This window comes from Nocardia sp. NPDC056564, from assembly GCF_042793755.1.
Lineage (GTDB): Bacteria > Actinomycetota > Actinomycetes > Mycobacteriales > Mycobacteriaceae > Nocardia.
The window spans coordinates 252197-273676 of sequence record NZ_JBHTUR010000002.1 but is presented as its reverse complement, the minus strand read 5'-3'; the positions used below and the strand labels follow the sequence as shown (position 1 = coordinate 273676).

The window sequence follows — 21480 nt, the reverse complement described above, 5'->3', positions numbered from 1 at the left end:
CGATGGACCCGACCGTGGTCGGGTCCATCGACTCAGAGCTGGACCGGGTCGAGCGCGAGCACCGCGTCTCGGTCCGGCTCGCATCGAAAGCGGCAGCCGGGCTTGGGGTTTCCCGTCGCCCGACTCCGACTACGACTGCCGGTTCGTCTATGTCGCGAGCCTGGACACCTACCTGTCGCCATGGCGCACCCGCGACGTGATCGAGACACCGCTGGCCGGACTGCTCGACGCGAACGGCTGGGACCTGGCCAAGGCGCTGCGCCTGCTGGTCGCGGGCAACGCCGTGCTCATCGAGTGGCTGATGTCGCCCATCGTGTACCGCGGCGACAGCCGGTTCCGCGACGACCTGCGCGCCCTGGCCGCCGAGGTCACCGACCGCAACCGGGTGGCCAGGCACTACCTGCACCTGGGCGAGAAGCAGTGGGAGTTGTTCGACCGCAACCGATCGCTGAAGAAGGTGTTCTATTCCCTGCGCCCGGCGATGGCCTTGCGCTGGCTGCGCGAGCACCCAGGTGCGGCGGTGGCGCCGATGCACCTGCCGACGCTGATGGACGAGTGCGACCTGGCCGCGGATCTCGTTGCGGCAGTGGCGGAGTTGACCGAGCTCAAGTCCCGCACCCGCGAAATGGGCAGCGGCACAGTGCCGGCCCCGATCGCCGCGTTCATCGAGTCCGAATTCGGGCTGGCCGCCGACGCTTTCCCGAAGACAGTGGACCCGGACCTCGACCGAGCCAGGAAACTCACCGCGGAGTTCTTCCGCGCCGAGGCCGCCGGACCGGCGTAGCGCTCACGCCTCGGCGACGGCCGCCGCGTAGGCCTGCGCCAGCCGGTCCGTCGCGGTCGGCCGGTCCTGGTCGAGGCGCGGAATCCCGAGGTGCGACTCCCGCAGCTCGTCCATGAACTCCGCCCACAGCTCGGGGCCGCCCTGCTCGAGCAGTTCGGCCCGCACCCGCAACTGCCGGGTGGTCGGCCGGTGCCGCAGCCCCCAGGAGCCGAGTTGCGCCATGACCGGCACCAACTGGATGGCCGGCTCGGTCAGCCGGTATTGCGCCTTCTGCCCCGGCCTGCTGTCCTCCCGGCTGAGCAGTCCCGCCGCGACCAGCCGTTTCAGCCGGTCGGACAGGATGTTCGAGGCGATGCCCTCGTCCGACGCGGCGAGCAGTTCGCGGAAGTAGCGCCGGTTGCCGAACATCACGTCGCGCAGCACCAGCAGGGTCCACCGATCCCCGATCACCTCGATCGTCGCGTTGATCGGGCAGCCCGAGCGCCCCTCGTCACGCATCTATCGCTCCTCACTCCGCGAAATCCGTCGAACTTCTGCTTGCAATATACAACCAGTTCGCTCTAGTCTGATCCCAACCGATTGCAAACTGCAAGCACTCAACCGAAAGACAAGACCATGGCGAAGCTCCTCGTACGCAACCTGGCGATCTCTTTGGACGGCTACGTGGCCGGGCCGAACCAGGGCCCGGACAACCCGATCGGCGAGGGCGGCATGCGCCTGCACGAGTGGGTCTTCGCCACCCGGACCGGCAACGAATGGTCCGGCACCGAAGGCGGCGAGACCGGTATCGATGACGACTTCGTCAAGTCCGGCGATCTCGGCATCGGCGCAACCATCATGGGCCGCAACATGTTCGGGCCGATTCGCGGCGAGTGGCAGGACGAGGAGTGGAAGGGCTGGTGGGGCGACAACCCGCCGTACCACCACGACACCTTCGTCATGACCCATCACCCGCGGCAGTCGTTGCCGATGGCGGGCGGGACCACGTTCCACTTCGTCGACGACACTCCGGAGGAGGTGCTCCGGCAGGCGGTCAAGGCCGCCGACGGCAAGGATGTGCGATTGGGTGGTGGCTCCTCGGTCGTGCGCCAGTTCCTGCGGGCAGGCCTGGTCGACGAGATGCATCTGGCCGTCGTGCCGATCCTGCTCGGCGGCGGCGAGCGTCTCTACGACGATCTCGGCACGCTGCCCGGCTATGCGGTCAGCTCGGTCGTCCGCTCGCCGTCGGTCACCCACGTGACGTTCACCAGGGCGTGAGCACACCCCGGAAACGGGGAAAGGCCCCGCACCATGCCGGTGTGGGGCCTTTCGAAAGCTTAGGAGCGATCAGAGAACGCGAACGTCCTGCGCCTGCGGGCCCTTCTGGCCCTGGCCGATCTCGAACTCCACGCGCTGCCCCTCATCGAGGGACCGGAAACCCGCGCCGCTGACGGCCGAGTAATGCACGAAGACGTCGGGGCCTCCGCCGTCTTGCGCGATGAAGCCGAAGCCCTTCTCGCTGTTGAACCACTTCACAATGCCCTGAGCCATTTCATACTTTCTGTAGACGAGCCAGATTCTGCCAAATGGAATGGCCTGGTCTCGAGATCAACGATGCCATGATCCGACGAATTTCTCCACTTCTTCCCCGGTCAACTGTGAGCAAAACAACGCTGACTAGGGGGTTGTTGCGGTCACCTCCCCTGCTCTGACAGGCCAAGATCCGGGAAAACCGCCCGGAGCAGTCGGGCCGGTACCCGGGCCTGCTGCCAGGCGCGTTCGTCGTCCCCCTCCGACGAATCCGTCTGTACCGCGTGCATCGCGTAGTTCGCGGCGTGCACCGCGTGACCCGCCACATGGGCGGTCGCGGCCGCGTGTCCGGCCGACCGCGCGGCGAAGGTGGCCGCCCCGGCGGTCTCGCGGGCGGAGTCATGGGCGGCGAAGGCGGCCTTGCGCGCTTCCGGCATCGTCAGGTCGCCGCGCACCCAGGCGCGGGCGGCCGCGATCGCCGCGGCCGGCCGCGGGTCGTCCGGTCGCGCGCGCTCGAACAGCGGCAGCACGTGTTCGGCGCAATCCGCCGCCCACAGCGCCAACGCGGTGTGGTCGACCCGGTTGAGGGTCACCGGCCCGCTCTGCTCGCCTCGGTCCGCACAGACTTACCCCTTCTCGACGCAACTGGTCACCGACACCCGGTCAGATCCCAGTTATCTTGTGCCGCAAGGGCCATCGCTACCAGCGCCCCGATGCGCCGTTAAGTCATCCTACGACTTTCCGCCGCGTCGTGCAGCACCTTGTTTCACCTCGAGTTCAGGGTTGCAGATAGCGCAACTGGCGTGCCTTTGCCTCGGCGTAGGCGGTGCGCCCGGACAGGTGCTCCGGAACGCCGACCTCCCACCAGGCGCCCGCCTCGGTCCAGGACGACGGCTGAGTGCGGATCACCAGCACGGCCGGGCGGGACTCGCGGACCGCGGTATCCCGCGCCTCGGCGTAGGCGTCGCGGAATTCAGCGAGGTCGGCGGCGGTGAAGACGGCACAGCCCAGGGTTCGGGCATGCCCGGCGAAGTCCACCCGTGGCGGTTCGTCGTGCGCAGTGCGGCAGTCGGCGTAGAAGTTGTTGAACGGGGCGCCGCCCTGTCCTTCTTGCAGCCGGGCGATCACCGCGTAGCCGTCGTTGTCGCAGACGACCGCGACCAGCGGGTGACCGGCGAACGCGGCGGAGAACAGTTCGGAGTTCAGCATCAGGTAGGAGCCGTCGCCGAGCATCGTGGTGACCAGGCCGCCGGTGTGCGCCATTGCCGCGCCCCACGCGCCCGCGAGTTCGTAACCCATGCAGGAGAATCCGTACTCGACGTCCATGGTCGGGGCGCCACCGGTCGCGCGCCAACCGCCGACGAGTTCGCCGGGCATGCCGCCCGAGGCGGTCATCACGTAGTCGTCCGGGCCGCTCAGTTCGTTGACCAGACCGACCACCTGGGCGTAGCTCGGGGTGCCGAGCGTGTGGGCGCGCAGCTTGTCGATATGGGCGTCCCAGGTGCTGCGTTCGGCGGCCGCGCGGGCGGTCCATTCGGCGGCGACCCGCCAGTGCCGGATGCGTTCGACCAGGTCACGGACAGTCGCGTCGGCGTCGCCGACGATCGCGAGGGCGCCATGCTTGACCGCGTCGAAGCGAGCGGCGTTGATCGTGACGAGGCGGACGTCCGGCGCGAAGACAGTCCACGAGGCGGTGGTGAAGTCCTGCAGGCGCGTGCCGACGGCGAGAACGAGGTCGGCCTCGGCGGCCAGTACGTTGGCCGAGGTCGAGCCGGTGACGCCGAGCGGACCGGCGTAGAGGGGATGCGCGTGCGGTACCAGGGTGCGGCCCGCCGTTGTCTCGACGATCGGAATGCCATGGCGCTCAGCGAATTCGAGCGTCGTCCTGCCCGCGCCCGAGTAGCGGACGCCACCGCCGAGGACCAGCAGCGGCCGCGCCGAGTTGCGCAGCGCCGCTTCGGCGTCGCCCAGTGATCGCTCGTCGGCGCGTGGGCGCAGGATGCGGTGCACGACCGGTTCGAACAACGCGTCGGGGAAGTCGTAGGTCTCGGCTTGGACGTCTTGCGGCAGGGCGAGCGTTACCGGACCCGCCTCGGCCGGGTCCGTGAGCACCCGGACCGCCTGGGGCAGCGTGGATATCAGCTGCTCGGGGCGGGTGATCCGGTCGAAGTAGCGGCTCACCGCGCGGAACGCGTCGTTGACCGTGGCGGTGGCGTCGCCGAAATGCTCGACCTGTTGCAGCACCGGGTCGGGTGCGCGGGTGGTGAAGGTGTCGCCCGGAAGCAGCAGCAGCGGAAGGCGATTCGCGTGCGCGACGCCGGCCGCGGTCACCATGTTCAGCGCGCCGGGGCCGATCGACGAGGTGGCGACACCGATCTGGCGACGATGCGTCGCCTTGGCGTAACCGACGGCGGCAAGGGCCATCCCCTGCTCGGTGTGCCCGCGCCAGACCGGGATCTCGTCGCGTCGCTCGTGCAGGGCGGTGCCGAGGCCGAGCACGTTCCCGTGACCGAAGATGCCGAAAACCGCAGGGAACAGCGGCACTTCGCGGCCGTCGAGGGTTTCCGAGCGTTGGGCGACCAGCCAGGCCACCAGCGCCTGCGCCGCGGTCAGTTTCATCGGAGCCGTCCTTCGTGGTTGGTGACCGGGCACCGGGGATCGCGCGGTTCGTCGTCCCAGGTGCCGCGCACCCAGCTGTGCGCCGGGTCGTCGCAGAAAGCCATCGAACGGTGCGGGGCGGGGCCCGCGAGCACGTTGAGGTAGTACATCGGATAGCCGGGGGCGGCGATGCACGGGCCGTGATAGCCGTGCGGGACCAGGAAAACGTCGCCGTCGCGTACCGCGACGTTTTCATCGATGGCACCGTCCGCGGTGTACGTGCGGTGCATTCCGAATCCGTCACGTGACGGCGTGACCCCGTCTCGTCCGGCGATGCGGAAGTAGTAGATCTCCTCGTTGACGACCTCACAGTCGCCCGCCTCGTCGTGCTTGTGCGGCGGGTAGGAGGACCAGTTGCCGTCCGGGGTGATCAGTTCGCAGGCGTTGAGTTTGTCCGCGTGCTCCCAGACGCCGGGAACGCCGAAGTTGGTGACCTGGCGGGTGGACTGCCCCGCGCCGCGGATATCCACCGGGACCTGTTCCGCCGGGCCGTACTTCGGGTCGAGGCGGTTGGTACAGCGGGCCATGGGCAGCGCGAGTTCCAGGTCGGCGACCGCCGTCAGCTCGACCTTCGCATCGCGGGGGACGTACGCGAAATCGGTCACCCGGGTGAAAACCGAGTCGCGGCCCGACAATTCGAATGTCATGCCGTCGACGCGGACGGTGCAGGCCCCGGCGAGCGGCAGGACGAACGCCTCGAACTCGCCGGTCTCGACGTCTCTGGTTTCACCGGCACGGAGGTTCAGGACACGCAAGCCGGTGTAGGTCCACCCGGCGTCTTCCGGGCCGAGGTGGATCGGATCGCCGCCCTCTTGCAGTGTTCCAGCAGGCCGATGCAGCTTCATCGCACGCTCCCGGGCCGGCCGATCGCCCCGGAACCGGCCGCCGCGATACGCACATCCCCTGATCGCAACGCACGACTTCGCGCCACCCGCACGGAACCGTCGGCGAAACTCTGCGCAGCAGAACAGTTCGTACGCCGCAGATCGCGCGACCCGTCGGCATCATGTCCGCGCGCACGCACCGTGCACCTCTCCCTGCCGCAGCCGTGCGGCCCGCAGACCATGGCGCGCGGCGCGCGAAGCCGCCCCGAGCGCAAGTTATCGGTAGCTGTTGCGTACGCGCCGTAATGATCCGTGCGCAGTAAGCGACCACCGCTCACATTCGCCAGGTAACCACGACTCATCGCCCCTCCTTCGGCATCCTCGTCGGCACGACGTCCGTACCTGCGTGCCGTCGCGTTCGAATTCGCCCCGGGCGCCCACCACTGCCAGCGATTCCGTCCACGCCACGATGATTCGTGCGCAGCGGACGTCGCGCGCTACCAGCGAACCGGATTCCGCGCGCCGCCCGCTGCCCCTCGGATCGAGTGCGCGGAGCCTGCGTCATCGTGCGCCGCGCACGAATTCGTCGGAGAGTCCTTCCGCGCGAGAACAATCCGCGCGCGTCGCTCATACGGAACAGCGCACAGTCGAGGAGGCCATTGCTGTTCATCGGGTCTCCTTCAGCATCTTCGCCGCCGCGTCCACCGCCGCGCCGACGTCGCCGTCCTGCGGGTAGAGCAGCGTCCGCCCGACCACCAGACCGCGAACCACGTCGTGGCCGAGAGCGCCGTCCCAGTACGCGATGTCGGCGACCTGGTCGCCGGACGGTGCGCCGCCGAGCACGACGACCGGCAGGGTGGTCGCGTCGAGCACCGAAATGTCCTCCGGGGCAGGGATCTTCAGCCAGGTGTAGGCGGAGGTGACGCCGAGGCCGGAGGCAACGGTGATCGCACGGGACAGTGCGGCCGCGTCCTTGCTCATGATCAGGGCGCCGGATTCGTCGCGGTGGTACGGCAGCGGCTCGACCATCGCCATGAGCCCGTTCGCCGCGAGTTCGGAGACCGCCTGCGCGCACGCCTGCAAGGTCGGCACCGTGCCCGCGTCCGAATCCACCAGACGCAGCAGCATTTTGCCGCCGTCGAGCCGGAAGCGGGCGAGCGAGTCCGCGTCGTATCCGGTGAAGCGGTCGTCGATCTCCCACTCCGCGCCGGCCAGTCCCCCTCGGTTCATCGAGCCGATGACGACCTTGTCGTCCAGCGCGTCCAGCAGCAGCAGCTCCTCGACCACGTCCGGGGAGCCGAGCACGCCGTCGACGTCCGGATGGGCCAGCGCGATCAGCAGCCGCTCCAGCAGCGCGCGCCGGTCCGCCATCGCGGTCAGGTCCGAGCCGACGCCCAGTGCGCCGCGGGCCGGGTGGTCCGCGGCGATCAGGAACAGGGTGTCCTTGTCCGCCAGCAGGTTCGGGCGACGGACCCGCTTCGCATATGCCCGCTCGACCGCCTCCGGGTCCGTCGCGCGGACGCGCAGCAGCTCACGCCAGCGTTCGTCGGTCAAATGCACGGTAGTTCCTCCGATTCCAGATGGGCGCGCCGCGTTCAGCGGCACAGTAGTTCTTCGATCTCCGAGTCCGTCGGCATGGCATCGGCGCACGCCAACCGGGAGGCCACGAGCGCGCCCGCGGCATTGGCGTAGGTGGCGATGCGGTGCGGGTCCCAGTCCGACAGCAGGCCATGGATCAGCGCGCCGCCGAAGCCGTCACCCGCGCCGAGCCCGCAGACCACCTCGACCCGGCAGGGCGGCACCGTCCATCGTTCGTACTCGGTGGCGACCAGCACGCCCTCGGCGCCGCGCTTGATCACCGCGAGCCGGACACCACGGGCCAGCAGCCGGTCGGCCGCCTCGTCGGGATCGGCGGTGCCCACGGCGACCTGGACCTCGGTGCGGTTGCCGACGACCACGTCGACGTGGTCGACCATCCAGCCGATCTCGGCCCGCGCGGTCTCGACATCCGGCCAGAACATCGGCCGGTAGTCGAGATCGAGCACGGTGTGCCCGCGGCGATCACGTCGTTCCAGGATCCGGCGCTGGGTGCCGCGGCCCGGTTCCGCGCTCACCCCGGTCCCGGTAACCCACAGCAGCGGAACCGAATCCACCACCGCCCACGGCACCTCGTCCTCGGTGAGGGTGAGATCCGGCGCGATGGGCGCGCGGTAGAACAGCAGCGGCGGGTCGGCGGGCGGCTTCAACTCGCAAAAGACCACCGGCGTCAGGAGTTCCGGGGCGGTCCCGACATAGTCGGGCGATACGCCGAACTCCGCCAGCGCCGTTCGCACGTAGTCGCCGAAGCCGTCCTTGCCGACCTTGGTCAGCACCGCGCTGCGCCGGCCGAGTCGCGCGGCGGCGACCGCGACGTTGGTCGCGGTGCCGCCGAGGAACTTCGCGAACGACTCCACCTCGGCGAGACCGACACCGCTCTGCTGCGGGTAGAGATCGACGCCGACGCGGCCGATGGTCAACACTTCCAGACCGGTCACGACGACACGACCCGCTGCAACTCGTGCTGTAGCGCGTCCAGTTCGGCGCCGCCCGCCATCTGCCGCGTGAGCTCGGACAGGTCGATCTCGTCCTTCTCGTACGCGCCGAGCACCGTCCCGCGTTTCAGCAGCAGGAATCGGTCGCCGACCGGGAAGGCGTGGTGCGGGTTGTGCGTGATCAGGATGACCCCGAGACCGCGATCCCTGGCCTGGACAACGTATTTCAGCACCACCCCGGCCTGCTTCACCCCGAGCGCCGCGGTCGGCTCGTCCAGGATCAGCACCTTCGCGCCGTAGTGCACGGCCCGCGCGATCGCGACGCACTGCCGCTGCCCGCCGGACAGCGTGCCGACCGGCTGCTCCATATCGCGGATCTCGATGCCCATGTCCGCCAGCCCGTTACGCGCGATCTCCCGTCCCTTGCGGCGGTCAAGCAGGCGGAACGGACCGGAGGTGGGCTCCGAGCCGAGCACGAAGTTGCGCCAGACGCTCATCAGCGGCACCACCGCCAGATCCTGATACACGGTCGCGATGCCGTGGTCCAAAGCCGCACGCGGCGAAGCCAATCGAACCGGCTGCCCGTCGATCCGCAACTCGCCGCGGTCGTGCTGGTGCACGCCGGCGAGGATCTTGATGAGCGTGGACTTACCCGCGCCGTTGTCGCCGAGGATGCAGGTGACCTGGCCCGCGTTCACCACGGTGGACACGTCTTCCAGCGCGACCACACCGCCGTAACTCTTACCGATGCCAACGGCTTCGATCAGTGGAGCACTCATCGGCGTACCCTTTCGGCTCGCTTCTGGAATCTGTTGTTGACCAACACCGCCGCCAGCAGCAGCACGCCGAGGAACAGCATGAACCAGTCACTGTCCCAGCGCGCGAACACGATTCCCTGACGTGCCATGCCGAAGATGAGCGCACCGATCGCGGCGCCGACCGCCGAGCCGAAACCACCGGTGAGCAGGCAGCCACCGACGACCGCCGCGATGATGTAGTGCAATTCCAGCCCCACACCCTGATTCGCCTGCACACTGGCGAACCGCAGGATGCTGCACGAGCCGACCACCCAGCCGGCGAACGCGGTGGTCATGAAGAGCACGATCTTCGTCCGATCCGCCGGGACGCCGACCGCCCGCGCGTTCTGCAACGCGCCGCCGACCGCGAAGATCCAGTTGCCGAACCTGGTGCGCACCAGCACGATCGAGGCGATCACGGTCAGTACGATCCACCAGATGACCGAAGCCTGGATGCGCGCGTCACCGATGTTCAGCGTCGAGGCGAACACCCAGCCTGCCGAGTTGTACCCGTCCGCGCTCCGGATCCCCGACACCTGAACGGTTCCGGTGACCATCCTGGTCACGCCGAGGTTCAGCCCTTGCAGCGCAAGGAAAGTGCCGAGCGTGACGATGAAACTCGGTAGCCCGGTGCGCATCACCAGCCACCCGTTGAACGCGCCGACCAGCAGCGCCAGCACGAGCGAGGCCAGCAGCGCGAACCAGACGTTCCAGCCCGCGTGCACCGCGAGCAGCGCGGTGACCAGCGCCGTGGACGCCGTCATCACGCCGGCCGAGAGATCGAACTCACCGCCGATCATCAACAGCGCCACCGCGACCGCCATGATGCCGAGCGTGGACGAGTCGTCCAGCCAGGTCGCGACGCCCAGTGGGCTCAGGAAACGATCGGTGATGATGGAGAAGAACACGAACACCAGTAGCGCGCCGAGCGCGGCGCCGATCTCCGGCCGGACGACCAGCCGCTGCATCAGCGTCGGTCCCTTCGGCTCGGCGGCCCGCTCGGCCGCGGATGCTTCTGTCGCAACAGTCATTTCATCTACTCCCTGACCTCAGCGCGTGCCCTGTGCCACCAGCGCGGCGACGGCATCGACGTTGTTCTTGTCGACGAAGGCCGGACCCGTCTGCACCGGTGTGCCACCACCGACGGTGTTCAGATTGGTCCGGTAGGCCTGCAACAGCACCACGGACAGGTAGCCCTGCTCGTACTGCTGCTGGTCGACGGCGAACAGCAGCTTGCCCGCGCGGATGGCCTCGACCACATCGGTATTGAGGTCGAACGTCGCGACCGTCGCGGTGGACTGCGCCTCCTTCACCCCGTCCACCGCGCGCGCGGCGACCTGCGAATTGAGCGTCAGCACAGCGTCGATCGACTTGTCCGCCTCCAGCGCGCCCTTGATCCGGGACTGCGCGTCGGTCGGGTTGTTGATGTCCACCTGGAGCGTCGTCCCGTTGCCGAACGCCTTGGTCGCGCCCTCGCAGCGCTGGTTGGCGCCGATATTGCCGGCCTCGTGGATCACGCAGAGCAGCTTGGTCTTCTTGGCGTCGGCGAGGCGCTTGCCCGCCGCCTGCCCCGCCAGCGACTCGCTCTGTCCCACATGGCCGATGGCGCCGTACTTGACACTCTCGCTCTCACCCGAGTTGATCGTCACCACGGGAATGCCCGCGGTGATGGCCTTTTCGATCGAGGGGCGCAGGGCGTCGGGGTTGGCCATGGAGACGACCAGCCCGTCCACGCCCTGTGCGACCGCGTTGTCGATCAGCTTCGCCTGCTGACCGGGGTCGCCCGCTGAGTTGTATTCGACCCGGACGCCGAGGTCCTTGCCCGCCGCCTCCGCGCCGTTCTTGACCACGTTCCAGAACGCGTCGCCGGGGCTACCGTGTGTGACCACCGCGACGGAGTTCAATTTACCTGCGGCGACCGGGGAATTCGTCGGCGCGACCGCGTCCGTGCCCGGCCCGCTACACGCGGCCAGCACCGCGGCCGCGGCCAGCCACGGCACCAGGCGGCGCGATCGGTGCCACCCTCGCTGAACTCGAAGAGACATCGTTGTCATCACTTCCCAACTAGATTCGTGCGATGGAAGTCGCGAGGCCGGCGAGGTGGCGCAGGCTGCGTTCGGTGTCCCGGCTCGGCAGCTCCGCCGAGTCGGTGGGCTGCAGGGCGGCGTCCTGCTCCATCACGTACCAGCCGCGGTAGCCGGCGGCCTGCATGGTCCGCACCAGGGCGGCGATGTCGACATCGCCTTCGCCCAGTGGAACATACAACCCGCGGCGCACCGCTTCGCTGTATTCCAGTGCACCGCCGCGAATCTCGCCGGCCAGCGCGCGGCGGACATCCTTGAGGTGAATGTGCCCGATCCGGTCGGCATGTCGTCGCGCGAGCAGCACCGGGTCGGTGCCGCCGATCAGCAGGTGCCCGGTGTCCAGGCAGAGGTCGAGGTCCGAATCGGCGAGGAAGCGTTCGACTTCGGGTTCGGTCTCCACGTGCGTGCCGACGTGTGGATGCAGCACCGTGCGCAACCCGTGTTCGGCGGCGAGGTCGCGGATCGCGGCGGAAGTCTCGATGAGCGTGCGCCATTCGGCCGCGGTGAGCTGCGGGCGGGCATCGTAGCCGCCCAGCCCGGTCGCGGCGGCCAGGACGAGGACCTCGGCGCCGGTGGCGGCGAACAGCTCGGTGGCCTGCTTCGCCTCGGCGAGCGCGCGCGCAGGCTCCGTATGCAGCACCAGCGCCAGGAAACCGCCGACCGCCGTGATCCCGAACGTCGCCAGCAGCGAACGCAATTCGTCCGGGTCCGGCGGAAGATAGCCCGGCGGGCCCAGTTCGGTCGCGGACAGGCCGAGCGCGGCCATCTCCGCGAGCACGGTCTGCGCGTCGAGCACGTGACCCCAGCCGGGAACTTCGCACACTCCCCAGGAGATGGGGGCGGCCGCGATGCGCAGCGGGTAGAGCGGTTCGGTCATCAGGACTTCTCCGACCTTCGATGTCGAGTTGGAGCGCCCCAAGCGATTGGAGCGCTCCAACTATGTAACGTGGGTCATAGTGTGTCAAGAGGCTGCACGGCACTCAGAATAGCGCTACCACCTGGCGATATCCGTGTTTCCTGGGCAAATGTCGGAAATTGCGAGGCGAAGAAAGTCCGATTAGAGCGCTCTATTGATTCGAGCGCGCCGACCTTGTAACGTCCGACACGGCACGGATCGGCGAACGCGGAACGGAGGCGACATGGCGCGACCCACCATGGAAGATGTCGCCGAGCGCGCAGGCGTCTCCCGCGCCCTGGTCTCGCTCGTCATGCGCAACTCCCCGAAGGTCAGCGAGCACCGTCGCCGCGCCGTACTGGAGGCCGCGAAGGACCTCGGCTACCAGCCGGACATCATGGCGCGCTCGCTGGCCAGCCGGACGTCGAACATCGTCGGCGTCATGGTCTCCGACCTGCACAACGCCTTCTTCGCCGACGTCGTCGAGGGAATGGACACCGCCGCACAGGAATCCGGGCTGGAGCTGATCCTCAACACCGGCCGCCGCAGCGCCGCCCGCGAGCGCGCCGCGCTGGAAAGCCTGCTCGCGTTCCGTCCCGGCGGCATCATCCTGCTCTCCCCCATCCTGCCCGCCGCCGCCATCCGCGATGCGGCACGACAGGCTCCGCTCGTTCTGGTCTCGCGCGGTTCGACCATCGCCGACGTCGACACGGTCAACGACGACGGCGAGGTCGGTGCCGGGCTCGCCGTGGATCACCTTGCCTCCCTTGGCCATCGGCGCATCGTGCACCTCGACGGCGGCACCGCGTTCACCGCGTCCCCACGCCGCAAGGGCTATCAGACCGCGATGGAACGGCACGGCCTCGAGCCGATGGTCATCCCCAGCGAGCACACCGACTCCGCAGGCATCGCCGCGGTGCAGAAGCTGTTGAACCTCTTCACCCGCGACAACTTCCCCACGGCGCTGGTCTGCGGCAACGACTTCAACGCCGTCGGCGCCATGTCCGCTCTGGAGGAGGCCGGGCTGCGAGTCCCGGACGACGTCTCCATCGTCGGCTACGACAACACGTCGCTGGCCGCCCTCCGCCACATCTCCCTGACGACGATCGACCAGCCACGCGTCCAAATGGGCAGGCTCGCCATCGAAGCGCTCGTCGAACGTCTCCGCGCCGACCGCACCGAACCGGTCCGCCGCCGCCTACAGCCGTCCCTCGTCGTCCGCTCGACGACGAGCGCCCCGCTCAGCTGAAACATCCACTGCCCCAGGCAGTTCTCTACCGCGTTGCGATCTCACCAGGAGGAAAGTCGATGACATCCCACCAAGCCGTCACCCTCGGCCTCGCCGGCACCGGACGCATCGGCACCGCCCACGCCGAAACCCTCCAGAACTTCCCCAACGTAGCCAACGTCATCGTCGCCGACGCCGACCCCGAACGAGCCCGCGCCACCGCCACCAAACTCGACCTCGACTTCGCCCCCGACCTCGACGCCCTCTTCGCCGCCGACCTCGACGGCCTAGTCATCACCAGCGCCACCGACTCCCACCCCGAACTCATCCTCCGGGCAGTCGACGCCGGCCTCCCCGTCTTCTGCGAAAAGCCCGTCGCCGCCGACATCGAAGGCACCCTGGCCGTCCTCGACCGCCTCCAAAACACCACCGTCCCAGTACAAATCGGCTTCCAACGCCGCTTCGACGCCGGCTACCGCGCCGCCCGCGCCGCCATCGCCTCCGGCTCCCTCGGCTGGCTGCACACCCTCCGCGCCACCACGCTCGACCCCACACCCCCACCCGCCGCCTACATCCCCCACTCCGGCGGCATCTTCCGCGACTGCGGCGTCCACGACTTCGACATCATCCGCTGGGTAACCGGACGAGAAATCGTCTCCGTCTACGCCACCGGCACCAACCAGGGCGCCCCCATCTTCACCGAATCCGGCGACGTAGACACCGCCGCGGTCTTGTTGCACCTCGACAACGAAACCCTCGCCACCGTCTCCCTCACCCGCTACAACGGCGCAGGCTACGACGTCCGCCTCGAAGCCCTCGGCTCCACCGCAAACGCCATAGTCGGCCTAGACGACCGCTCCCCCCTGACCTCCGTCGAACCCGACTACATCCACTCCACATTCCCCGCCTACCCCGGCTTCATGGACCGCTTCCGCACCGCCTACACCGAAGAACTGGCCGCCTTCATCTCCGTAATCACCGGCAACCTCCAAAACCCCTGCACCCCAACCGACGCCCTAGAAGCCTTCTATGTAGCCGAAGCCTGCGAACTCTCCCGCCGCGAACGAAGGCCAGTCCTGATCTCGGAAGTGCATCACTAATTATTGAACGTCAAAGGATATGCGTGGCTCGCAGTGTTGACCACCCCGCAGCGGGTTCGAGCGGTGCGTTTGGCCCCATCATGCTGTTCTAGGTTCTGTCGCAGCTCTGCCGACGGCCTATGATCCCGCTAGATAGCAGGCTTCACCTCCACCCCAGCGGCCGTCTGCCCGGACTTTTAGGCAGCCTGATGCTATGCACAATCGACGCATTGCTGGCACGGTGTCACCTTCAACAGTACGAGCGCGGCCTATCGAGACCAACGGGGTTCAAGCATTCACGCGCCACACCTATCGCTGTAGGAGATAGCAGCGGCTGTACGGCCTAGGCTCCCACAGGCAGCTCGGCGCTTCTGTATCGGCCACCGTTGCAACGTCCTCCCCTGCAAGACCCGGTTGCGAACCGACCCAACACCCCGGTCATCCGCTCAGCGGCCGGTAGGCACGCACAGTCATCGCTCGGGGCAACCCAAACCGGAGGAGGTACATGTGATTTCATAGGGACTGCCCTTCATGCCAGGCGGGAATCGACAGTAGTGATCTTGACTTGGCAGCATGGGGAGGGAACCATTGGCACAACAGTGCGCGACTGGCGTGAGGATTCTGGGTGGAGGATCAGAAACCGCTCTTGATGCGGCAGTACCAGGCTTGGATCGCTCCTGCCCCGAGTCCGGATGATACCGACCGAGAGGTTTTCTTTATTAAGGCACTCGTTATCCTGGACACGAACGTCCTTCTTGACTTGTATGAATACACGCCGACTGCCCGGAAACAAGTCTTTGCGGCACTCGAAAGAATCTCAGCACAGTTGTGGCTTCCTTACCAAGTGGGACTTGAGTTCGTCCGCAACCGACACAGCAGGGTTCGCTCACACAGCCGAGCGCTCCAGGACGCTCCCGGCCAGATCGAACGCAAGTTCGCAGACGCGGCCAAGGCAATTGTCAACGCCCGGGAACTCATACAGAACATGCTTGAGACGTATACCCGGGATACACAAGCCCAGGACGCACTCGAAGAGAAGATCAACGTGAAGGTTGTCGAGAGCCACCTGGACGGATGGAAGGAGCCGCTGCTCAGTCACGCCAGGGCCTTGAAGGACGAGCAAGACCAAACGGTAGGCAAGCTTTGGTCAGGCGACGACATCCTGGAGGCTGTAGCGGCGTTATTTGAGGATCGGATTGGTGCACCACCGCCCCCCGGTGTAGTGCGGCAACGCGTTGAAGACGCTTACTCGTACCGCTTCCCTAACAACATCCCACCCGGGTTCTCCGATATGGGCAAGGCTACACCGCTGCGGTCAGCCGGAGACTACCTCCTATGGGAGGAGGTGATCGAGAAAGCGGCCGCTATGCAAGAGCCACGGCGCGTCCTTTTAGTCTCAGCTGACGGCAAAGAGGACTGGTACCAGCCTCCCGAGCTCGGCATGAAGTCGAGGCCTTGGCCAATGTTGTTTGACGAGATGCGCCAGCGGGCAGGCGCCGAGTTGCGGATTGAAAAGCCGCAGAGCTTCTTCGACGGCATACGACAGTATTTGCACGTCGATATCGCTGAGGAAACCTCAGAAGAGATCAAACGAGCAGCTGAATCTTCCGAAGAGAGCTTGCTCGCCAAGGCGATCGTGACCGAGACTGAAGCTGCGGTCTCGGCTCCCCCTACAGAGCTCAGCATCGCCGCCTACCAAGCTGCAGGGCTAACCACGAGCGCAGTTCGACGAGCAGTCGAGTCTTCGACTCATCGGCTCTTTCAATGGTGGCTGATAGGCGTAACCGTCGAGTTCGGGCGTCGAAAGGCCAGCGATGGCGAACCCCTCGTGGAGATGCTTGCCGCAATTCGATCCAACTCTCCGCCAGGACCACATTGGGTCCAAGGGACGGTCCTCCGCGAAGGTGAGTGGCCCTATCGGACCTCGACTTGGATTGCGCCCTGGTTCGTCCAAGTTGTAGGGCTAGCTCCGGAAGCTGACCGACTGGTGCTCCAGCGCCTAGCCGTCCGGCAGGCCGACGCGTACGGAGCCACATAGTTCCTCGGAAGACCAACCGTAATTCGACGCTTAGTTCTGAACGCAGACCCAGGCGGTACTACAAAGAAGGGGCGGACGCGAGCGCGATGTCGCACAAGCTTCTGGACATCACACCGACGCCAGAAGTCCTGGTTGCTTTAACCCGGACTCCGATCACAGTGATCGACGCGTTGAGTGAGCTAATAGACAATGCGATCGACTCCTTCTACATGGCACGTATTGCAGGGAATCCCTCAGCCGTGCAGCAGGTCTTGATCGAGATCCCCGGTACTTCGGAGGTAAACCGAGGGGAGGGGCTCATCAGAATTCGAGACACGGGCCCTGGGTTGACCGAGCAGCAAATCGCTGATGGGATGCGGGCCGGATATACTAATAAAACCACATTTGGGACCCTGGGCCTTTTCGGCATGGGTTTCAATATCGCTACCGGCAAGCTCGGCCAGGTTACCCGAATGGTGTCCGCCCAGACCGAGAACGACTATGCTATTGAAGTTACGCTGGACCTGCCGGAACTCCTGCGAGCAAGGAAATTCACGGTGGAAGCCGAGCAGATCGCCAAACCGCCCAACTTGACACATGGCACAATTGTGGAAATTCGAGGCTGGTGGCCCGACGGTGATGCGAATAGCCGGTTTATTCGAAAGCTCGCGCAGATGCCCAAAGACGCAGTACGTGAACACCTCGGGCGCCGATATGCAACACTACTTCGCGGGGACTTTGCGAATCCCGTCCTGATCAGTGTCAATGGTCGTAATTGCCGCGCATTTGAACATTGCGCGTGGCCCGAAACACGTTTCGTAGAGCATCAGAAGTACGGCAAGATCCCGGCGACGATCAAATTTGATGAAGAGATCGATCGGTCGCGCAGATGCCCAAGGGACGGGATCGAATTCGGCAGCAGCGAAGTATGTCCTCAATGCGGAGGACAAGACAGTCAGGAGATTGTCCAGCGCATTCGCGGTTGGGTCGGCGTCCAACGGTTCGACGATGCAAACGACTTTGGCATCGATCTTATCCGCAACGGCAGAGCGATCCGCGCCGCAGACAAAGCGTCATGTTTTGAATATGCCAACGAAATTACCGGAAAGCTTGAACGAGAATATCCGATCGATCAACAGTACGGTCGAATTGTCGGCGAAGTACATCTCGACCACGTCCCCGTGGACTTTCAAAAACAAGATTTTCAGAGAGCCAGTGTTGAATGGCAGGAGGCGATGAACTTTCTGCGCGGAGGATCTCTACATCCGTCGAAATGGAAAGATACAGAAACCAATGAATCACCGGTTTCGCGCATATTCCAGGGATATCGCAAGATTCGCAACTTCGGCCGCGGCGACATGTACATGGGGCAGTATAACAAAGCCAAGGGAAAAGCTGAACGAGTTCCCAGGGAGGTAGAACGGGATTATTATCAAAAATTTCTCGACCGACTCCCTGGATATTACGACGACGCGAAATGGTGGGAGCTCGTCGAATCAGCCAACGAGCCTCCATTAGATGAACTTCTCGGTTGTCCTGAATGCGGATCTCAGAACGTCAATGATGCAGAGTCCTGCATCGGATGCTCGCATATATTTGATGGTAGGCCGTGTCGGAATTCCGAATGTGGATCCATGATAGCCCGCTCGGCAAAAAGCTGCGATAGCTGCGGCACCTCCCAAGTCCTGGAGATATTGCTTCCGTGGACTTGCGCTTTTTGTGAAACGGACAATACGGCCGGCATAGAGAACTGTCACACATGCGGCAGCGTCAAAGACGCACCACACCCGGCAAGCGCGGAGGCCCTCGCGTATGGCGCAGAAATGCGGCCCGAACTCGGCGCTGAGAAACTGGTCATTACTTTAGCCAACGGATCGCCATGCGCACCTTTGGACATCACAGTGTTCAGCGTTCAGCGTCCAATAAATGCTGCCTACGGACGTCCTCCGGTGCCACTGGTTACCAATGCCGTTTCCGACCATCTAACGATCTACGTTGATCTGACGCACCATTTCTTCACAGAAACCAGCTTGCACCCCCAGATATTAATTGCGGCAGAAGCGGCGCAATACTTGTTCAGCCTCCATATGCATCTACGTCGCCGACCTGGCCATAGCGTTGCCGTGCTGACGTCTGACTTGCTGAAAAAAGGTTGGGGAGAAGCAGTTGACGAAAATGCCGATACCGCACGTAACGCAATTAAAGAGCTTTTTGCGGCGATCATCGATCGGATTCAGAACGCACCTAGGGCTGAGGACTTCTACCGCGAGCTTGATGACGCACAGCAAAGAGCCATGGCCGAGGCGATGATTAAGTCTGGAGTGGACTTAGCCGAGCTGGGCCGCATGAAGTCGACAGGAACTTATCTGCGTTACTGCGACCGCGAGACTCTCGCCGCTTTCTTCAACTTTCACCCGCAGGCATGGTTCGACGGCCAAGTCTGGCAGGATGGCTGGCCTCAGGAAAATGACATGGGGCCAGTTGTCACCGAGAAGATGCGCCACGAGTTGCAGGTCAAGTACCTCCGATGCCTTGAGGACGCTGCGTCATATCTTCGATACGAGCAACCAGAGCGGCTCATTGTGGTCAGGGCCCGCGCAGCGGCGGAATTCCTGGCCGACAAGCTGTCGTCATGAGCCAACGCCTAGTCACTGAACTTGGCCTGAGCGGGACCGGCTGGCAGGCGTTCGAGCGGACCGTCCAGCGACTCCTGATAGCACGCGGGTACGAGGGTGTTCAGTTGGCAGGCGCTTCCGGTGACGGAGGAGCGGATGTAATCGGCACGATCGGCGGCCGACGTTGGCTGTTTCAAGTAAAGCGCTGGCGCACCCCAGTCGGCACAGAGGTCGTGGCCGAGGTGATTGCTGCCTGCCACCGCTACGGGGCCGACATACCCGTGATAGTGAGCTTAAGCGGGTTCACTCCCCGAGTCCGGACACAGCAGGTCCAAATCATGGAGGGCGGTATCCCTCTGCAATTGTGGGACCGCCGGATCCTGCTGAAACAGGCAGCTCTTGTTCCGAATGAACCACTCTCACAGCGCATACCGCAGCGCTATGAACTTCGGTCCTATCAAGTTCACGCCGTAGATTCCATCATGCGGGAGTTCCTCAACGGCTCCCGTAGCGCGCTGGTGGTACTTGCAACCGGGTTGGGAAAAACTTTCGTTGCGGCTGAGTTTTACCGGCGCTTCACAAATCTCCAACCGGGGGCTAAGACACTCGTGCTTGCCCACCGGAATGAGCTCGTATATCAGCTTGAACGTGCGTTCTGGCCCCTTCTCCCTGCCTCGGTCGCAGTCGGAGTATGGAATGGATACGAGCGTCCGGATTCCGACACCCTGGCGGACTTGGACATTGTGTTCGCCTGCGTTGACAGCGTTGCCGCATGGATCGGAAGTGGCAGATCACTTCCGGACTTCAGGCTGGTTATTGTAGATGAGTGTCACCATCTTGGCACAGCCAAATATGAAACTGTGCTAGACGAGCTATCCGCTGGTGATGGCGGGGCCTTCTTGGTAGGGATGACTGCCACACCGTGGCGCCCGGACGGCCAACCTCTACACAGCTGGTTCGATTTTCCGATCGTAGATATAGACATGATACGCGGACTCCGCGAAGGCTACCTAGCAAATGTCGACTACAGAATGTATACCGACAATATTGACTGGGGTTTCCTGGCCGCCGGCCTGTCGAAAACAACGAAAGCTCTCACGCCGCGCGGAATTAACCGCACTCTCTTCATCGAAGAATGGGACGACGCCGTTGCAGACCGACTCGCCGAGGTATGGCAACAGCAACCAAACCCACGCGCAATCGTCTTTTGCGGCACTATCGACCATGCAGAGCGGATGGCAGCACGCATCAACGCCCTAGGCTTCACTACCGCGGAAGTAATTGCCTCCAGGACCGCCGATGGCCAGTCTGTTGGCGCTGCAACCAGAAGCCGAATTCTCTGGGACTTCTCCGATGGTCACATCTCCGTTCTTTGCGCGGTCGATGTCTTGAACGAAGGCATAGACGTTCCAGACGTTAACATCGTGGTTTTTCAGCGTGTTACGCACAGTCGTCGCATATTTGTCCAACAGCTCGGCCGGGGCCTCCGCCTTGCACCTGGAAAGGATTGCGTAGTCGTCCTGGACTTTGTGTCCGACATCCGACGTTTCGCAGCAGGACTCGACCTGCAAGACTCTTTCACATCCACCCAGGCAGAGCGGAATCCTCGAGTGCGGATCGGCAACAAAGTGTCGTTCATGCGCGCCAACGGTGAAGATCGCGAAGGAGCACAATTCTTGCGGGAGTGGCTCGGCGACGTACAGGCAGTCCAGGACGCGGGCGAAGACGTCCAAATACTCCGTTATCCGCCGGACAGTGCACTAGAGATAATAAATAACAAATAGGGGAGACTCCAATGACAAAAAAATATAATAACCCAAAGGCAGACTGGAACCGGCTGCGTCCAGACGTAGTTCACGCTGTCGGCGAACTACATAAACTGCTCGATAATGAAGAATCTGCTCAGGATATTCTCGATGCATACCTGTACACGAAGAAACTTCTGGCTGAATCTATGAAGGCTCTTGTCTTATCTCAGCTACCGACTGACTGTCCGGCCTTCCATGAATTGCGCAGTAAGCTGGCCGATGAGATACAGAAGCAATATGGCGGTAAGATTCCAGCAAAGTATCTGACTGTCCCATACGGAAGCCGAACGCATGAAATTCTTTTTGCCATACTCCTACAGCATATAAGGGAACCGGTAAATGCAGAATTTCTTCGCTACTCTACTAAAGATTCCATACACACCGAAAGAAGGATCCGTGAGCTGCGCGGGCTCGGCATCGAGATCGATACAGACAAAGCAAGCGGTGCCAACGTATACACACTTCAGTCACTGGATATAGCTACCTCACTGATTCCGGTGGTCGTCAAGAATAATCTTCGTATAAAGAAGGCTTCCGACCAGGAGAAGGCGGAGCTGCTGGCCGTGCTAGGGCTAGAAGACGACTGATCACCAACCAGGCTTTCCTTGCAGATCAGAGCCGCCTTCAGAGGTTGTCACCCTCTCTCGCTAA

General features: G+C 64.3%; 19 protein-coding genes. 8 read left to right on the top strand and 11 right to left on the bottom strand.

The window, feature by feature from the left end:
* The first annotated feature begins 82 nt into the window (after positions 1-82).
* Complete coding sequence (locus tag ACFQ9K_RS05225) at positions 83-784, top strand: DNA polymerase beta superfamily protein (RefSeq protein ID WP_378721142.1); 702 nt, start codon at positions 83-85, stop codon at positions 782-784.
* A 3-nt stretch (positions 785-787) separates the two neighbouring features.
* On the opposite strand, the gene ACFQ9K_RS05220 is transcribed toward ACFQ9K_RS05225, so the two are convergent.
* Positions 788-1282 (bottom strand): winged helix-turn-helix transcriptional regulator, encoded by a 495-nt coding sequence (locus ACFQ9K_RS05220; RefSeq protein ID WP_378721139.1) that lies wholly within the window; start codon positions 1280-1282, stop codon positions 788-790.
* Between the two features lie 117 nt (positions 1283-1399).
* Between ACFQ9K_RS05220 and ACFQ9K_RS05215 the strand changes: the two genes are divergently transcribed.
* Positions 1400-2041, top strand: a complete 642-nt coding sequence (locus ACFQ9K_RS05215; protein ID WP_378721138.1) for a dihydrofolate reductase family protein — start codon at positions 1400-1402, stop codon at positions 2039-2041.
* Between the two features lie 69 nt (positions 2042-2110).
* Here the strand turns inward: ACFQ9K_RS05215 and ACFQ9K_RS05210 are convergent, their stop codons facing one another.
* The 10 genes from ACFQ9K_RS05210 to ACFQ9K_RS05165 form a co-directional block, all read right to left on the bottom strand.
* Positions 2111-2314 carry a cold-shock protein gene (locus tag ACFQ9K_RS05210; protein WP_054814460.1) on the bottom strand — a complete coding sequence of 68 codons (204 nt, stop codon included), beginning with the start codon at positions 2312-2314 and terminating at the stop codon, positions 2111-2113.
* Positions 2315-2457: 143 nt separating this feature from the next.
* Complete coding sequence (locus ACFQ9K_RS05205; protein ID WP_378721137.1) at positions 2458-2886, bottom strand: putative immunity protein; 429 nt, start codon at positions 2884-2886, stop codon at positions 2458-2460.
* Positions 2887-3070: 184 nt separating this feature from the next.
* Complete coding sequence (gene iolD, locus ACFQ9K_RS05200; RefSeq protein ID WP_378721136.1) at positions 3071-4912, bottom strand: 3D-(3,5/4)-trihydroxycyclohexane-1,2-dione acylhydrolase (decyclizing); 1842 nt, start codon at positions 4910-4912, stop codon at positions 3071-3073.
* Positions 4909-5796 (bottom strand): 5-deoxy-glucuronate isomerase, encoded by an 888-nt coding sequence (gene iolB / locus ACFQ9K_RS05195; protein WP_378721135.1) that lies wholly within the window; start codon positions 5794-5796, stop codon positions 4909-4911. Before iolB ends, iolD begins: the two co-directional genes overlap by 4 nt.
* Positions 5797-6441: 645 nt before the next feature.
* Positions 6442-7335 (bottom strand): aldolase, encoded by an 894-nt coding sequence (locus tag ACFQ9K_RS05190; RefSeq protein ID WP_378721134.1) that lies wholly within the window; start codon positions 7333-7335, stop codon positions 6442-6444.
* Between the two features lie 35 nt (positions 7336-7370).
* Positions 7371-8309 carry a 5-dehydro-2-deoxygluconokinase gene (gene iolC, locus ACFQ9K_RS05185; protein WP_378982837.1) on the bottom strand — a complete coding sequence of 313 codons (939 nt, stop codon included), beginning with the start codon at positions 8307-8309 and terminating at the stop codon, positions 7371-7373.
* Positions 8306-9085 carry an ATP-binding cassette domain-containing protein gene (locus ACFQ9K_RS05180; RefSeq protein WP_378721131.1) on the bottom strand — a complete coding sequence of 260 codons (780 nt, stop codon included), beginning with the start codon at positions 9083-9085 and terminating at the stop codon, positions 8306-8308. Before ACFQ9K_RS05180 ends, iolC begins: the two co-directional genes overlap by 4 nt.
* Positions 9082-10134 carry an ABC transporter permease gene (locus ACFQ9K_RS05175; protein ID WP_378721130.1) on the bottom strand — a complete coding sequence of 351 codons (1053 nt, stop codon included), beginning with the start codon at positions 10132-10134 and terminating at the stop codon, positions 9082-9084. Before ACFQ9K_RS05175 ends, ACFQ9K_RS05180 begins: the two co-directional genes overlap by 4 nt.
* Before the next feature lie 18 nt (positions 10135-10152).
* The gene (locus ACFQ9K_RS05170; RefSeq protein ID WP_378721129.1) at positions 10153-11148 is read right to left on the bottom strand and encodes a sugar ABC transporter substrate-binding protein; all 996 of its coding nucleotides are present in this window, start codon (positions 11146-11148) and stop codon (positions 10153-10155) included.
* Positions 11149-11167: 19 nt separating this feature from the next.
* On the bottom strand, positions 11168-12064 hold the full coding sequence (locus ACFQ9K_RS05165; RefSeq protein ID WP_378721128.1) for a TIM barrel protein: 897 nt from the start codon (positions 12062-12064) through the stop codon (positions 11168-11170).
* Between the two features lie 262 nt (positions 12065-12326).
* On the opposite strand from ACFQ9K_RS05165, the gene ACFQ9K_RS05160 reads away from it, so the two are divergent.
* From ACFQ9K_RS05160 to ACFQ9K_RS05135, 6 genes are all read left to right on the top strand, one after another.
* Positions 12327-13331, top strand: a complete 1005-nt coding sequence (locus ACFQ9K_RS05160) for a LacI family DNA-binding transcriptional regulator (protein ID WP_378721127.1) — start codon at positions 12327-12329, stop codon at positions 13329-13331.
* 59 nt (positions 13332-13390) lie between these two features.
* Entirely contained in the window at positions 13391-14410 is a 1020-nt protein-coding gene (locus ACFQ9K_RS05155; protein ID WP_378721125.1) for a Gfo/Idh/MocA family oxidoreductase, read from the top strand.
* 604 nt (positions 14411-15014) lie between these two features.
* Entirely contained in the window at positions 15015-16427 is a 1413-nt protein-coding gene (locus ACFQ9K_RS05150) for a PIN-like domain-containing protein (protein WP_378721124.1), read from the top strand.
* Between the two features lie 86 nt (positions 16428-16513).
* Positions 16514-19042: an ATP-binding protein gene (locus tag ACFQ9K_RS05145; protein WP_378721123.1), complete on the top strand. Its 2529-nt coding sequence runs from the start codon at positions 16514-16516 to the stop codon at positions 19040-19042.
* Positions 19039-20805, top strand: coding sequence for a DEAD/DEAH box helicase family protein (locus ACFQ9K_RS05140; protein WP_378721122.1), 1767 nt, complete (start codon positions 19039-19041; stop codon positions 20803-20805). The genes ACFQ9K_RS05145 and ACFQ9K_RS05140 overlap by 4 nt, the downstream gene beginning before the upstream one ends.
* 11 nt (positions 20806-20816) lie before the next feature.
* Positions 20817-21416 carry a hypothetical protein gene (locus ACFQ9K_RS05135; RefSeq protein WP_378982834.1) on the top strand — a complete coding sequence of 200 codons (600 nt, stop codon included), beginning with the start codon at positions 20817-20819 and terminating at the stop codon, positions 21414-21416.
* Positions 21417-21480 lie beyond the last annotated feature (64 nt).